Source organism: Streptomyces sp. NPDC001770, assembly GCF_053596135.1.
Genome location: NZ_JBSFFN010000006.1, coordinates 107,522 through 122,169, shown reverse-complemented (window position 1 = coordinate 122,169; position 14,648 = coordinate 107,522). Strand labels below are relative to the sequence as shown.

13 protein-coding genes are annotated in these 14,648 nt (G+C 70.5%); 5 read left to right on the top strand and 8 right to left on the bottom strand.

Annotation, left to right across the window (positions count from 1 at the left end; translation table 11 throughout):
- Nucleotides 1-167 precede the first annotated feature (167 nt).
- Complete coding sequence (locus ACWCSV_RS08310) at nucleotides 168-1,103, top strand: oxygenase MpaB family protein (protein ID WP_451139760.1); 936 nt, start codon at nucleotides 168-170, stop codon at nucleotides 1,101-1,103.
- A gap of 172 nt (nucleotides 1,104-1,275) precedes the next feature.
- The gene (locus tag ACWCSV_RS08305) at nucleotides 1,276-2,802 is read left to right on the top strand and encodes a hypothetical protein (RefSeq protein WP_451139758.1); all 1,527 of its coding nucleotides are present in this window, start codon (nucleotides 1,276-1,278) and stop codon (nucleotides 2,800-2,802) included.
- A 160-nt stretch (nucleotides 2,803-2,962) separates the two neighbouring features.
- Here the strand turns inward: ACWCSV_RS08305 and ACWCSV_RS08300 are convergent, their stop codons facing one another.
- From ACWCSV_RS08300 to ACWCSV_RS08285, 4 genes are all read right to left on the bottom strand, one after another.
- A complete protein-coding gene (locus ACWCSV_RS08300) occupies nucleotides 2,963-3,595 on the bottom strand; it encodes a TetR/AcrR family transcriptional regulator (RefSeq protein ID WP_451139756.1) in 633 nt (210 codons plus the stop codon).
- A 181-nt stretch (nucleotides 3,596-3,776) separates the two neighbouring features.
- Nucleotides 3,777-4,214 carry a hypothetical protein gene (locus ACWCSV_RS08295; protein WP_451139754.1) on the bottom strand — a complete coding sequence of 146 codons (438 nt, stop codon included), beginning with the start codon at nucleotides 4,212-4,214 and terminating at the stop codon, nucleotides 3,777-3,779.
- A gap of 372 nt (nucleotides 4,215-4,586) precedes the next feature.
- Entirely contained in the window at nucleotides 4,587-5,063 is a 477-nt protein-coding gene (locus ACWCSV_RS08290; RefSeq protein ID WP_451139752.1) for a macro domain-containing protein, read from the bottom strand.
- 53 nt (nucleotides 5,064-5,116) lie between these two features.
- The gene (locus tag ACWCSV_RS08285; RefSeq protein ID WP_451139750.1) at nucleotides 5,117-6,001 is read right to left on the bottom strand and encodes a helix-turn-helix transcriptional regulator; all 885 of its coding nucleotides are present in this window, start codon (nucleotides 5,999-6,001) and stop codon (nucleotides 5,117-5,119) included.
- A 101-nt stretch (nucleotides 6,002-6,102) separates the two neighbouring features.
- Between ACWCSV_RS08285 and ACWCSV_RS08280 the strand changes: the two genes are divergently transcribed.
- A complete protein-coding gene (locus ACWCSV_RS08280) occupies nucleotides 6,103-6,870 on the top strand; it encodes an SDR family oxidoreductase (protein WP_451139748.1) in 768 nt (255 codons plus the stop codon).
- Nucleotides 6,871-7,097: 227 nt separating this feature from the next.
- On the opposite strand, the gene ACWCSV_RS08275 is transcribed toward ACWCSV_RS08280, so the two are convergent.
- Nucleotides 7,098-8,216: an epoxide hydrolase family protein gene (locus ACWCSV_RS08275; RefSeq protein WP_451139746.1), complete on the bottom strand. Its 1,119-nt coding sequence runs from the start codon at nucleotides 8,214-8,216 to the stop codon at nucleotides 7,098-7,100.
- A 142-nt stretch (nucleotides 8,217-8,358) separates the two neighbouring features.
- On the opposite strand from ACWCSV_RS08275, the gene ACWCSV_RS08270 reads away from it, so the two are divergent.
- Together ACWCSV_RS08270 and ACWCSV_RS08265 are read left to right on the top strand one after the other, a co-directional pair.
- Nucleotides 8,359-8,841, top strand: coding sequence for a MarR family winged helix-turn-helix transcriptional regulator (locus tag ACWCSV_RS08270; protein WP_451139744.1), 483 nt, complete (start codon nucleotides 8,359-8,361; stop codon nucleotides 8,839-8,841).
- Nucleotides 8,842-9,128: 287 nt separating this feature from the next.
- The gene (locus tag ACWCSV_RS08265) at nucleotides 9,129-9,875 is read left to right on the top strand and encodes a MerR family transcriptional regulator (RefSeq protein ID WP_451139742.1); all 747 of its coding nucleotides are present in this window, start codon (nucleotides 9,129-9,131) and stop codon (nucleotides 9,873-9,875) included.
- Nucleotides 9,876-9,981: 106 nt separating this feature from the next.
- On the opposite strand, the gene ACWCSV_RS08260 is transcribed toward ACWCSV_RS08265, so the two are convergent.
- The 3 genes from ACWCSV_RS08260 to ACWCSV_RS08250 form a co-directional block, all read right to left on the bottom strand.
- Nucleotides 9,982-12,153, bottom strand: a complete 2,172-nt coding sequence (locus tag ACWCSV_RS08260; RefSeq protein ID WP_451139740.1) for a 3-hydroxyacyl-CoA dehydrogenase NAD-binding domain-containing protein — start codon at nucleotides 12,151-12,153, stop codon at nucleotides 9,982-9,984.
- A gap of 46 nt (nucleotides 12,154-12,199) precedes the next feature.
- Nucleotides 12,200-13,414, bottom strand: a complete 1,215-nt coding sequence (locus tag ACWCSV_RS08255; protein ID WP_451139738.1) for an acetyl-CoA C-acetyltransferase — start codon at nucleotides 13,412-13,414, stop codon at nucleotides 12,200-12,202.
- Between the two features lie 75 nt (nucleotides 13,415-13,489).
- Nucleotides 13,490-14,632 (bottom strand): acyl-CoA dehydrogenase family protein, encoded by a 1,143-nt coding sequence (locus tag ACWCSV_RS08250; RefSeq protein WP_451139736.1) that lies wholly within the window; start codon nucleotides 14,630-14,632, stop codon nucleotides 13,490-13,492.
- Nucleotides 14,633-14,648 lie beyond the last annotated feature (16 nt).

Sequence of the window (14,648 nt, the reverse complement as noted above, 5' to 3'; positions counted from 1 at the left end):
TGACGCCCCGATGAAACAAGTCAATAGTATTTGTAACATTGACTCCGAGCCTCTCTCCCGCAGCCAACCGCCTTGCACAGCAGGAGCGTTGACGGCGTCGGTTACGGGAACCACGGGCGCGGGGTCGGCACGATGAATCGCACACATTCCGCAGGAGGGTGCACATCATGGGCCGTTACAGCCGTCTGAGGGCGATCCGCAGGATGGACCCGGCGCGGGACTGCGCCGAGATCCTCCGGCTGATGTCCCAGTACGAGTTCCCCTGGGACTACCGGCAGGGCGTGAGCGTCGCGTTCCTGCGCGACTTCGGCATCCCGAGCATCTCCGTACTGCTCGACCGCACCCAGGAGTTCGAGCGCAGCGGCCAGAAGCGCTACGACGACACGGTGCTGATCGGCTACGAGATGGCGGCCGACGGCTTCGACTCGGAGCGCGGGAGGGCAGCCGCCCGCCACCTCAACCGGATCCACGGCCGCTACCGCATCCCCAACGAGGACTACCTCTACGTCCTGGCCACCACCGTCGTCGGCCCCAAGCGCTGGATCGACCGGTTCGGCTGGCGCCCGCTGTGCCGCCAGGAGGTGCAGGCCCTCGCCGAAGTCGGGCGGAACATGGGCCGGCTGATGGGCATCGAGTCGGTGCCCGCCACCTACGCGGAGTTCGAGGAACTGCTCGACGCGTACGAGGCGGAGACGTTCGCCCCGGCTCCGGCGAACCGCCGGGTCGCCACCGCCACGTTACGCACGATGACCAGCTGGTACCCGTCCCCGCTGCGCCCGCTGATCGCCCGGTTCGCCCTGGCCCTCCTGGACGAACCGCTGCTGCGCGCCCTGGGGTTCACCCCGCAGCCCCACTGGCTGCGGATCTTCGCGGTGCGGGCGCTACGGATCCGCTCCCACGTCGTACGCCTGCTGCCCGCCCGGCCCGGATGGCTGCCGTCCAGACCCCGGCCGCGCAGCTACCCCTTCGGCTACCGGCTCGACGACCTGGGGCCGCACTGGGCGCAGAACCGCCCGGTCGAGCCGCTGCCGGACGAGGCGCCGGGGACGGCGGACCCGCTCGGCGCGCTGTCGCGGCCGGCGCCTCAGAGGTCGCGCGGATAGGCGTGGTCGGGGGCGGCGGCAGAGCGGGCACGGATCCGCGGCGATCATGGAATGGCGACGCTCTGTGATACCGCCGGAGACCCGTGTCCGCGCTGCCACTACCGCGCACCGAGCGGATCGGGGTACAGAGGCCGCGAGTCCGATGCCGGTGGCCGGTGTTACGTTCTGTGACATGACCGATCACGCGCTCCGGCTGCTGCGGCAGGACCGCCGCCTGGCCGAACTGGCCGCCTTCCCCTTCGACTTCGACCTGGACCGCGCCTCCCACGACCACGTCGAGGAAGTCCGCCTCGCCTCGGGCGGTCCACTGGAGGTGGTGGCCGGGGACGATACCGGCGGTGCGTACTTCGTGTGCGCGGACGGCTCGGTGCTCTACGCCGGCTCGGAGGGCGCCGCGGGGATCATCGGCTCAAGTGTCGACGAGGCGCTGGAGCTGGTGATCGGTCTGCCCGGCTGGCGCGGTTACACGCATCTGTCGCCGGAGGACAGCGAGGAGAGGATCCTGGCGTGCGTCGCGGAGACCGAGGACGAGATCCGCGAGTGCTACGGAATCGACGAGGAGCGGGCCGGACTCCGCGCGGCGCTGCACCTCCCGGAACGCTCCCCGGTCGAACTGGTGGGCAGGCTGCGTGCCGCGCTGCTGCGCACCGAGCCGCACTTCGTGCTGCTCAACGCCGACGAGGGATGCGCGTACGACCGGATGGGCCCGGCCGGCCCCCCGCTGTGGGAGCCGGTGCTCGCGGCAGGCCGCGCCGATCTCGCCCGGTTGCGGGAGGGCGACCGCGCGGCATGGCGTGAAGTCGCCGAGGACCCGGTGCGGCGCAGGATCACTCTGAGGGCCGCGCAGTTCGACCGTGCCGAAGACGATCTGGAGCTGCTGCGGCATCTGCTGCGGCACGAGACACGGTCATCGATGACGGACGAACTGCGGCTCGCGGCCGTGCTGGTGGGGCTGCGCGGGGACACCGGAGACCTGCCCCTGCTGCTCGAGGTCCGGGAGACGGACTTCGACACGGCGTGCGGTCTCGGCGGGACGCCGGAACCGGGTGCGAGCGCGGACGAGCTGCAACAGTGGGCGAGGGAGCTCGACGAGTCGATGTTCGGGGCGGACCCGGCGGACGAGCCGGTCACCACATGGACCGACCTGGCGCGGGATCAGGGGTTGACGGGCCTCGCTCGGGTGACGCTGATCCGCGAACTCGACGGCATCGTCATGGACCAGAGCAGACTCCGCCGCCCCGGGGCGCCGCGCGCCCTGGCCACGGCTCCGCTGAGCGGGCTCGCCCAGGACTTCGAGGAACTCGGCGACCTCACCCAGGCGCTGCGCGCCCAGCGCCTGTACGCAGCCCTACAGGAGACGGCATGGGACCGGGCCTCGGCCCGGCACACCCTGGCCCGCATCGAGCGGGAGGCGGACCGGTTGCCGCAGGCGGCGGACAGTCTGGCCGCCGTGCGCGAGGCCCTGGCCACCCCGGGCGACGGCTCACTGCGCCACTGGCGGCAGGTCAACCTCGGCCGCTGCATCGCCGAGGAGCACTACCGGCTCACGCTCGCCCTGGCCGGCGCGGGCAGCCGCGAGGAGGCTTGTGCCCTCCTCGCGGCTGCCGACGCCATACTCGGCGAGCTCTCGGAGGCCGCCGCGAACGGCGTCCGCGAGCTCGCCGAGCGGACCGCTGCAAAAGTGCGGGAGTCCGGCTGAGGACGGGCACGGCGGAGTTCTTCGCCATCGTGTCCTCGGGTGACACAGGACCCCGCGAGCCCGGCACGATCCGGACGAGAGATTCCAAGACCGAGCATGATCACCCGAGTCAGGATTCCGGGTACGAAGCCTGGTGACCCGGACGAGACACCCCAGGGCCTCACGCGGCCGCGAGGAGGGGGACGAGGCAGCGGCGGGCGAAGGCCGCCACCTGCTCGTCGTCGTCGAGCTCGAAGCAGCTCAGCGGGTTGAGGAGGAAGGAGACGGTGATGCGCACCATCACTTCGGCGACCGGCGCCGAGTCCGTCTCCGGCCGGCCCTCCAGCTGCTGCGCCTGATGGAGGCGGTCGGTCAGGAAGTCGCGCATGGCGAGGAACGCGGGACCGCTGTCCACCGTGAGAAAGGGCAGCATGACCTCCGGCTCGAGCTTCAGCAGCCCACCGATGAGAGGGTGTTCACGGACATGCCGGAGCACCGCCACGAACCCGGCGACCAGCCGCTCCTCCACCGAAGGAAGTGCGGCCACCGCCTCGTCCACCTCGCCCACGAAACGTCGGTACTCGCGCAACAGACAGGCGGAGACCAGTGCCTCCTTGTTGCCGATGCGCCGGTACACCGTGACCCGGGAGACCTTGGCCCGTCGGGCCACGTCGTCGACGGTGGAGCGGCGCAGCCCGAAGGTCATGAACTGCTCGCGGGCGGCGTCGAGGATCTGCTCGCTCAACGCGTCGGAGGGCGGGGCCTTTTCGAGCGCCCGCGCCGTCAGCGCCTCGTCGCCGGCCGGTACCGTCATGAGCTCTCCCCGTGTCGCTGCCACCGGCCGCCACCTTAACCGGCGGTGCTACGGGGAGACATGGCCCGTCGCTCCGTATCCATGCTCCGTGTCCATCGAGGCGGGCGGGCCCTTCCGGGGCCCTGCCGGACGGCCCGCGCCGCACACCCCGTTCAACGCACCACGCGCTACCCGCTACCCGCTACCCGCGTGCGGCCCCCTCGGGGAAGTCGTTGAGGAATCTCTCCAGCTCGTCCCGGGAGTAGTACGAGACGTTCAGCCGGGTCGGCTTCTTGTCGCCGGGAAACCGCAGGCACAGGACGTTCCACGTCTTGCCCCGCTTGACGCGGGTGACCAGACCGGCGGACTGGGCGCGGGGAATGACGTGGACCAGTTTCTCGGGCCGGTTCTTCAGGCGGGGCCCGCGATGCACGAATATGGACCGGTCCGTGACGGTGAGGAAGTAACTGTCGATCAGGAGCAGACCCAGCAGCCCCAGACCCGCCATCACGTACTGGCCGGCCCCGCTGACTCCGATGAGCACCAGGCGCGGCACCTCGGTCGGATCGGCGCGTAGCACCGCCCGTCGCACCTCGGACTTGAGTTCGAACTTTACGCCGGTCTTTCCCAGCGTTGCCATGGGACGTTGGGCCTTTCGTGTGGATCAAGTCGGATCAGCGAGCGGTACTCCACGAGCGCGGCCGCAGTTCCCCCGGTTCAACGGGTCGCTGCAGGTCAACCGGTGCGCCGAGCGCTTCGGCGGCCTCCGTCCCGGCTGCGGGAAGGAGGTCTCCGAGGGGCTAGGAACCGGTCTTCGAGGAGGTCGGAGCGCATGAGGTCGGGGCTGAGGCCGGGGCACACGCTCTGGAACAGTGGAGCGTGCGCACCTGGCATCCGTTCGAGCCCGAACAGGATCCCGGGATCCGGACGGACCGAACAAGGCCTCGGCATCGTACGAACGCGGCCACGGCCCACCGGTGCGACCGCCGGGGCGTGGGCGGACCCCGTCGGCTCACCCGAAGTCGTACACCGTCACCGGAACGTCGCGGCGCACCAGCCGCTGTTCTATGAGCGGTTCGATCCGGGACCACGTGCCGCCCGCGAGCCCGCAGCCGATCCTCGGCATGTGGACGGACGCGCCCAGCTCGACGGCGCGCTCCGCCACCGCTTCCAGGCCCGCGTCGATCGCCTCGTACCGGACGGGCACACCGGCGCTCCCCCTGCGTATCCCCCGCTGCCCGACCAGGTTGGCCACCCACGTGAACGGGCCCACCTGGACGAACTGGACCGCGCCGAGGCCGAAGTCGTTCCCCGCGCGCTCGCGGTGCCAGCGGCGGTAGGCCGCCTCGGGCTCCGGCCAGCGGCGGGAGAGGGCCAGCACGAAGCCCTTGCCCCAGCCGCCCAGGTCGTTGCAGACGTGCACGATCAGCTTGACGCCCTTGGCCTGCGGAGCGGTGGCATCGCCCTTGAGGTACGTGATCCCCGACATGTCACCCACCGTAGTGGCGGCCACTGACAAGCGCCCCGGGCCGGATCCGCGGTTCAGCCTTCGCGCCTCGCCGGTGCCGGAGCGGACTCCTGGCGCTCCGTCGGCGGGAACCGGTTCAGGCCCAGCGCGGCGAGCAGTCGGAGCTTCTCGTACCCCTCGGTCCGCGGTGGAGCGGTGAGCACGAGGAGCGTCTGGGACTGGTCCTCGGTGAACAGCGCCTGGCAGTCCAGTTCGATCGCGCCGACTTCCGGGTGGATGAGCGTCTTGTGGTCTTCGAATCGTCGGGCGACCTCATGTCGTGCCCACACTTCCGCGAACTCCGCGCTCTCCTTCTCCAGGGCCCGGACGAGCCTGCCGGCCGGTGACTGCGGGCCGCGCATCCCGTGGGCGGCGCGGAGGTTCGCGACCTGGGCGCGGCTCTGCCGGTCCCGGTCGGCCTCCGGGTACACCGAACGTTCCGCGGGATCGGTGAACCAGCGGTAGATCCCGCTGCGGGCGAGGCCCGTGTGGTGGGACGCGTCCCCGAACAGGGCGACGGCCATCGCGTTCTGCACCAGCGTCTCGCCCAGGTCGGTGAGGATGAGCGCCGGAGTGTCGTGCAGCCGGTCGAGCACCCGCAGCAGAGCGGGAGCGACGTGCGGTGAGGCCGACAGTGGCGTCGGTGGGTTGTGTCCCGCGATCCGGTAGAGGTAGTCGCGTTCGTCGGTGGTGAGCCGCAGGGCCCGGGCGAGCGAGGCCAGCATGTGCGCGCTGGGCTGGGGCCCGCGCTGCTGTTCGAGACGGGTGTAGTAGTCGGTCGACATCACGGCGAGCGATGCGACCTCCTCACGCCGCAGGCCCTGAGTGCGCCGGCGGGCGCCTGGGGGAAGGGCGACGTCCTCCGGCCGGAGCGCCTCCCGGCGATGACGGAGGAAGTCGGCCAGTGCTGCACGGTCCATGCACCCCATTGTCGTCCGGTGCCGTCGGCGTAGCCAGGGATCGCCGATCCCCCGACAAGCGGTCTCTGCACCCGACGCGGCGGACCGACGACCATGGGTCCATGAACATCTCCGGAAACACCATCTTCATCCCCGGCTCCACCAGCGGCATCGGGCTCGCGCTCGCCCTCGAGCTGAAGGCCAGGGGGAACACCGTCGTCGTCGGCGGCCGGCGTGCCGAGCTGCTGGAGAGGATCGCGGCCGAGCACCCCGGCATCGGCACCGTGAGGATCGACACCGCGGACGCGGCGAGCATCGCCTCCGCCGCGAAGCAGGTCCTGGCCGATCACCCGGATCTCAACGTCCTCGTGACCATGGCCGGTGTCATGAAGGTCGAGGACTGGCACGATCCGGCGGCGTTCCTCGCCTCCGCCGAGTCCACGGTGACGACGAACCTGCTCGGGCCGATCCGCCTCATCGCCGCCTTCGTCGAGCATCTCCAGGCGCAGCCGGACGCCACGATCATGACGGTCTCCTCCGGCCTGGCGTTCACCCCTCTGAAGGTCACGCCGAGCTACAACGCGACGAAGGCCGCGATCCACATGCTCAGTGAGTCCGTCCGGCTGCAGCTCGCCGACACGTCGGTGCGGATCGTGGAGCTCGAACCGCCGGCCGTACGGACCGCGCTGCTGCCCGGGCAGGAGGACGACGAGCACGCCATGCCCCTGGACGAGTACGTCGCGGAGGTCATCGGCCTGATCGAGGCGCAGCCCGACGCCAGGGAGATCCAGGTCGAGCGCGTGAAGTTCCTGCGTTACGGCGAGGCCCGCGGCGACTACGACCAGGTCGTCGAGGCGCTCAACGGTCCCGCCGCCCCTCCGGAGCGGTAGGCCAGGATTCCACCTCCCGCCAGGACCGGAGGGTGCGGATCATCCGGGCGGATGAAGTTCGGCCGACACACCACGTGCGGGGGCTGGTTCACCGATCGCCGATGACCGTCCCACCGCCTCCAGCCACTCGGCTGCTGCCGAGCCTGCCAGGTGGCTGGAGGCGAGCGGCCTGTCGGCCGCGAAGCTCCCGGGAGTGCGCCGTCGGCGGCGCGTCCGGGGGTGCGTCGTCAGAGTGCGGTCTGCCGGGTGGCGCTCAGGTGGTCGTACTCGATGTGGTTGAGGAAGAAGTCCCGGACGTCCCCGGCGAGTAGCTCCGGCACCTCCATCGCGGCGAAGTGGCCGCCCCGCTCGAACTCCGACCAGTGGCTGATGTCGTACAGCCGCTCGGCCAGCGGTCGCACCGACTGCGTGATGTCGTGCGCGAACACCGCCACGCCAACCGGCACCGGGCACGGCTCGACGTGCCGCGGAGCATCTCTGTGCAGCCGCGCCGAGGAGGCCGCGGTGGCGGTCAGCCAGTACAGCGAGACATCGGTGAGTATCCGCTCGTCACTGATCCGGGAGCCAGGGTCCGTCCACTGCGCGAAGCGCTCGGCGATCCAGGCCAGCTGGCCGACGGGCGAGTCGGTCAGTGCGTAGCCGATGGTCTGCGGGGTGGTGGCCTGCAGGGCCTGGTACGGCGGACGATTCGCCATCAACTGCCGGATCCTGTCCAGCCGCACTTCATCCGTTGCGGACAGCTCGATGCCGGCGTCCGGGACCGGCCGGGTCGGCAGGTAGTTGACGTGCACTCCGACGACCTGCTCGGGTGCCACTCCGCCGAGCGCCGTCGAGATGCCCGAGCCGAAGTCGCCGCCCTGCGCGCCATAACGCTCGTACCCGAGACGGCGCATCAGCTCGGCCCAGGCCCGCGCGATCCGGACCATGTCCCAGCCCCGTTCGCGGGTCGGCCCGGAGAAGCCGTAACCCGGGATGGACGGAATCACCAGGTGGAAGTCGCGCGACAGCGGTTCGATCACATCGAGGAACTCCAGGAACGAACCGGGCCAGCCGTGGGTGAGGATCAGCGCGAGCGCGTCCGGTCGCGAAGACCGGACGTGGACGAAATGGATGTTCTGGCCGTCGATCTCAGTGGTGAAGTGCGAGAGCTCGTTGAGCTTGTCCTCGTGCTCCCGCCAGTCGTAGCCGGTGCGCCAGTATTCGGCCAGCTCCTTGAGCCGCGCCAGCGGGAAGCCGTAGTCCCACCCGGCGTCGGCGACCTCGTTGGGCCAACGGGTGCGGGAGAGGCGGTCGTTCAGGTCGTCGAGGTCGGCCTGGGGAATGTCGATGCGGAATGGCTTGATCATGGTCTCAACTCCAGGAGCTTCATCCGGTGCCCGAACGCTCGGACGATCAACGTTCGACACACCGCATCGTTCGTCACACTAACGTTCCTCTCGCCGTTGACGATAATTCGTTAGTGAGACTAACGCAACGTATGATCGCGGCATGAGCAACAGCACGCCCGATGCGGCGAGCCCGACCGACCGCCTGGCCACTGCCACGCGGCTGCGGAATCTGGGGACCCGGCTCCTGTCGCTGGCCGCGATCCAGTCGGATCGCCTGGCGAACGAAGAGCTGGCGCGCGCGGGCGCCCGCAAGTGGCACTACGCGGTGCTCGCCACGCTGGACGAGTTCGGGCCCGCCAGTCAGGCGGAGCTGAGTCGCCGCACGGGGATCCACCGCAGCGACATGGTCGCGGTGATCGGCGAGCTGGCCGATCGCGGACTGGCGGAACGCTCGGCCAACCCTGCCGATCGGCGGCAGAACATCATCGCTGTCACCAAGCAGGGGCACCGGCACCTGCTGAAGCTGGACAAAGTACTCACCGAGGTGGAGAACGAGGTACTCGCGCCACTGACCCCGCCGGAACGCGAGCAGTTGACCCGGCTCCTCGCCGCTCTTGTGGACCACCACGGCCACACCACGTGAACAAGTCGCGCCGCCTCGCCCGGATCGAAGCGGTGCACGCACGCATCGCTGTGCACGTTCATAGTCAGGTCCGAAAGCTCCCTGAGGAGCACGTGCTCCGTGGCCGTGAAGGCCCTGTCCGCTGGTGTACGGGGCGGTCGAAAACAAGGGGCCGGGCCCCATTTCGCTGCCGGTGAGGGTTTCACCACAGTGGTGAGACAGCAATACTGTTGCACGCGATCGCCGCACCGGGGTGATCGGGACCGATCCGGCCATCTCCGGCCACCTCCGGGCATCGAGGAGCAGACATGGCGACCGCGCCCGAGGAGCCGACGCTCACCGTCGACGAGCTGGCGGCCCGCGCCGGGGTGACCGTGCGCACCGTGCGTTTCTACAGCACGCGGGGGCTGTTGCCGCCTCCGGTGATCGGGCCGCGCCGGGTCGGGCACTACGGGCACGGCCATCTGTCGCGGCTGGCGCTGATCGAGGAGCTCCAGCGCCAGGGCATGACGCTGGCCGCGATCGAACGGTATCTGGAGCAGTTGCCGGAGGATCTGAGCGCCCACGATCTGGCGATCCACCGGGCACTGGTGGCGTCCTGGGCGCCGGACGTGGTCGAGGAGATGACCGGGGCGGAGCTGGAGCGGCGGGCGGGCCGGCCGCTCGCCGGCGAGGATCTCGACCGGCTGGCGGCGATGGGGGTACTGCTGGACGGGTCCGAAGGGGACTCCGCGTCGCCCGAGGGGGTCCACCGGGTCGATCCGGGGCTGCTCCGGCTGGGGGTGGAGCTGCTGGACGTACCGATCGCGCACGAGACGATCCTCCGGGCGCGCACGGTCCTGATGGAGCACACCCGGTCGGCGGCCGCCGAGTTGACCCGGCTCTTCCGGGACGAGGTGTGGAGCCCGTACCGGGAACGGGAGGCGGACCCGGAGCACGTGGCCGCGATGAAGTCGCTCTCGGCGCACATGCGGCCGCTGGTGATGCAGGCCCTGGTGACCGCGTTCCAGCGGTCGCTGACGGCCGAGCTGCGCGCCGCGTTCCAGGCGCCCTGACGGTACGGCCTTCCGCACAGCGGTCCGGTACGGAAGGCCGTACACCGGGCCGTACGCCCGGAAGGCGGTCCGCCGCGGGGCGGACCGCCTTCCGGGGGCGGCGGGCTCAGTCGTGGAAGGTCTCGCCCCGGTCGGCCATCTCCACCAGGCGGGCGGGCGGCAGGAAGCGGGCCCCGTACCGTTCGGCGAGCTCGCGGGCGCGGGCCACGAAGCCGGGCAGGCCGCCCTCGTAGCCGTTGACGTAGCTGAGGACCCCGCCGGTCCACGGCGGGAAGCCGATGCCCATGATGGAGCCGATGTTGGCGTCGGCGACGGAGACGAGGACGTTCTCGTCCAGGCACCGGACGCTGTCCAGGGCCTCGGAGAAGAGCATCCGCTCCTTCATGTCCTCGAACGGGATCGCGGCGCCGGGCTTGCCGAAGTGCTCGCGCAGCCCGGGCCAGAGGGCGCCGCGCCGGCCGGACTCGTCGTACTCGTAGAACCCGGCGCCACCGCTGCGGCCGGGCCGTTCGAACTCCTCGACCATCCGGTCCACGACCGCGTCCGAGGGGTGCGGGGTCCAGGTGCCGCCGGACTCCTCGACGGCGCGCCGGGTCTCGTTGCGGATCTTGCGGGGCAGGGTGAGCGTCAGCTCGTCCATCAGGGAGAGGACCTTGGCGGGGTAGCCGGCCTGAGCGGCGGCCTGCTCGACGGAGGCGGGCTCGATGCCCTCGCCGACCATCGCGACACCCTCGTTGATGAAGTGGCCGATGACGCGGGAGGTGAAGAACCCGCGCGAGTCGTTGACCACGATCGGAGTCTTCGAGATCTGGCGGACCAGGTCGAAGGCGCGGGCCAGGGCCTCGTCGCCGGTGGCCTCGCCCTTGATGATCTCGACCAGCGGCATCTTGTCGACCGGTGAGAAGAAGTGCAGTCCGACGAAGTCGGCGGGGCGGGTGACACCTTCCGCGAGGACGGTGATGGGCAGCGTGGAGGTGTTGGAGCAGAGCAGCGCGTCGGGGGCGACGACGTCCTGGATCTCCTGGAACACCTTGTGCTTGAGAGAGGTGTCCTCGAAGACGGCCTCGATGACGGCGTCGCAGCCGGCGAGGTCGGCGGGGTCGCCGGTCGGGGTGATGCGGGCGAGCAGCTCGTCGCGGGCGGCCTCGGTGGTGCGTCCCCGGGAGACCGCCTTGGCGAGCAGCTTCTCGCTGTAGGCCTTGCCCTTCGCGGCGGCCTCGGCGCTGACGTCCTTGAGGACGACCTCGATGCCGGCGCGGGCACAGGAGTACGCGATGCCGGCGCCCATCATGCCGGCGCCGAGCACGGCGACCTTGCGGACGGTACGGCGTTCGACACCTTCGGGCCTGCTGGCACCGGAGTTGACGGCCTGGAGGTCGAAGAAGAACGCCTGGATCATGTTCTTGGCGACCTGGCCGGTGACCAGTTCGGTGAAGTAGCGGGCCTCGATGGTCTGCGCGGTCTCGAAGTCGACCTGCGAGCCTTCGACGGCCGCCGCCAGGATGTTGCGGGGCGCGGGCATCGGGGCCCCGGCGAGCTGCTTCTTGAGGTTGGCGGGGAAGGCGGGGAGGTTGGCGGCGAACCGGGGGTTGGACGGGGTGCCGCCGGGGATGCGGTAGCCCTTCACGTCCCAGGGCTGCTGGGACTCGGGGTGCGCGTCGATGAAGGCGCGGGCCTTGTCCAGCATCTCCTCGCGGGTGGTGGCCACTTCGTGGACGAGGCCGTTCTCGAGGGCGCGGGCCGGGGTGTAACGGGTGCCCTGGAGCAGCACCTTCAGCAGCGCGTCGGCGATGCCCATGAGGCGTACGGTTCGCGTGACACCGCCGCCCGCCGGGAGCAGGCCGAGGGTGACCTCGGGGAGGCCGATGCGGGAGCCGGGCGCGTCGAGTGCGATCCGGTGGTGGCAGGCGAGCGCGATCTCGTAACCGCCGCCGAGTGCCGTGCCGTTGATGGCGGCGACGACGGGGATGCCGAGGGTCTCGATGCGGCGCAGGGAGCGCTTGATGGCCATCCCGGTGTCGAAGACGGCTTGGGCGTCCTCGGGCCGGGCCTTGATCATTTCCTTGAGGTCTCCCCCGGCGAAGAAGGTCTTCTTCGCGGAGGTGACGACGATGCCGCGGATGTTCTCCTTCTCGGCCTCGGCGCGGTCGGCGATCGCCGCGAGGGACCGGGTGAAGGCCTGGTTCATCGTGTTGGCGGACTGGTCCGGGTCGTCGAGAACGAGGGTGACGACGCCGGTCCCGTCCTCTTCCCAGCGGATGGTGGTGCTCTCGGTCATGGGTTCTTCTCCGTAGGCAGCGGGCGTGGCGGGAGGGCGGGGCCGGTCAGACGCGTTCGACGACGGTGGCGACGCCCATGCCGCCGCCCACGCAGAGGGTGACGAGTCCGTACCGCAGGTCGCGCCGCTCGAGTTCGTCGACGACGGTGCCGAGGATCATCGCGCCGGTGGCGCCGAGGGGGTGGCCGAGCGCGATGGCTCCGCCGTTGACGTTGACCTTGTCGAGGCCGATGCCCATGTCCCGGACGAAGCGCAGCACCACTCCGGCGAAGGCTTCGTTGATCTCGACCAGGTCGATGTCGTCGATGGTGAGTCCGGCCTTGGCGAGCGCCTTGCGGGAGGCGGGGGCGGGGCCGGTCAGCATGATGGTGGGCTCGGAGCCGGAGACGGCGGCGGAGACGATCCGGGCCCGCGGGGTGAGGCCGTAGCGCTCGCCGACCTCCTTCGAGCCGATCGCGACGAGTGCGGCGCCGTCCACGATCCCGGAGGAGTTGCCGGCGTGGTGGACGTGGTCGATCCTCTCGACCCAGTGGTACTTCTGCAGGGCCACCGCGTCGAAGCCGCCCATCTCGCCGATGGCGGCGAAGGAGGGCTTGAGGGAGGCGAGCGAGTCGGCGGTGGTGCCGGGGCGCATGTGCTCGTCGTGGTCGAGGACGACGAGGCCGTTGCGGTCCTTGACGGGGACCACCGAGCGGGCGAAGCGGCCCTCCTTCCACGCCTCGGCGGCGCGTTCCTGGGAGAGGGCGGCGTACTCGTCGACGTCACGGCGGGAGAAGCCCTCGACGGTGGCGATGAGGTCGGCACCGATCCCCTGTGGGGCGAAGCCGGTCTCGAAGCTGGTCATCGGGTCCATCGCCCAGGCACCGCCGTCCGAACCCATGGGGACGCGCGACATGGACTCGACGCCACCGGCGAGGACGAGGTCCTCCCAGCCCGAACGGACCTTGGCGGCCGCGAGGTTGACGGCTTCGAGGCCGGAGGCGCAGAAGCGGTTCTCCTGGACGCCGGCGACGGAGTCCGGGAGTCCCGCCGCGATGGCCGCGATCCGCGCGATGTCGGATCCCTGGTCGCCGAGCGGGCTGACGACACCGAGGACGACGTCGTCGATGGCCGCCGGGTCGAGGCCGGGGAAGCGGGCGCGGATCTCGTGGATGAGGCCGACGACCAGGTCGATCGGCTTGGTGCCGTGCAGGGCCCCATTGGCCTTGCCGCGACCGCGCGGGGTGCGGATCGCGTCGTAGACGAACGCTTCGGTACTCAAGACAACAGCCTTTCGGGGGGCGGGCTTACGGGTTCTCGGCGTGCGTGCGGCACTCGGCTCGGGCGCGAGCGGCGCTCAGGACAGCAGGGAGCGGCCGATGATCTCCTTCATGATCTCGGTCGTCCCGCCGTAGATCGTCTGGATGCGTCCGTCGGTGAAGGCCCGGGCGACCGGGAACTCCGCCATGTAGCCGTATCCGCCGTGCAGTTGGAGGCAGCGGTCGGCCACCCGCTTCTGGAGTTCGGTCGCCCACCACTTGGCCATCGAGGCGTGCACCGCGTCGAGCGTGCCCTCCGCGTGCTCGGCGATGCACCGGTCGAGGAAGGTGCGGGTGACGGCGCACTCGGTGGCCATCTCGGCGATCTCGAAGCGGACGTGCTGGAGCTTTGCCAGCGGCCGGCCGAAGGCCTCGCGCTCCTTGACGTACCGGGTGGTGATCTCCAGCAGGTGTTCGGCGGCGGCGATGCCGGCGACCGCGATACCCATCCGCTCCTGGGCCAGATTGGTCATCAAGTGGAGGAAACCGCCGTGGAGTTCGCCGAGGAGGTTCTCCTTGGGGACCCGGACGTCGTGGAAGAAGAGTTCGGCGGTGTCCTGGGATTTCTGGCCGATCTTGTCGAGGTTGCGGCCGCGTTCGAAGCCCGCCGCGCCACGTTCGACCACGAGCAGCGAGAGCCCCTTGGCCCCGCCTTCCGGTGACGTACGGGCGACGACGACCACCAGGTCGGCGAGGATGCCGTTGGAGATGAAGGTCTTGGACCCGTTGAGCAGCCAGTGGTCGCCCCGGTCCTCGGCGGTCGTCCGGATGCCCTGGAGGTCGGAGCCCGCCCCGGGTTCGGTCATGGCGATGGCGGTGATGGTCTCGCCGGAGCAGAAGCCCGGCAGCCAGCGCCGCTTCTGCTCGGGGGTGGAGAGGCCGGTGAGGTAGGGCCCGACTATGTCGTTGTGCAGGCCGAGCGCGAGGCCGCTGACGCCCGCCCGGGTGAACTCCTCGGCCAGTACGGCGCTGTAGCGGAAGTCGTCGTTGCCGCCCCCGCCGAACTCCTCGGGGACGGCGAGGCCGAGCAGGCCCTGCCGGCCCGCCGCGCGCCACGCCTCGCGCGAGACGATGCCGTCCCGCTCCCACTGTTCGTAGTGCGGGAGCACCTCCTTGGCGAGGAAGGTACGCACGGTCTCGCGGAACACGTCGTGCTCTGCGGCGAAGATCTGCCGTTTCACCGGGCCTCCTGGGGTG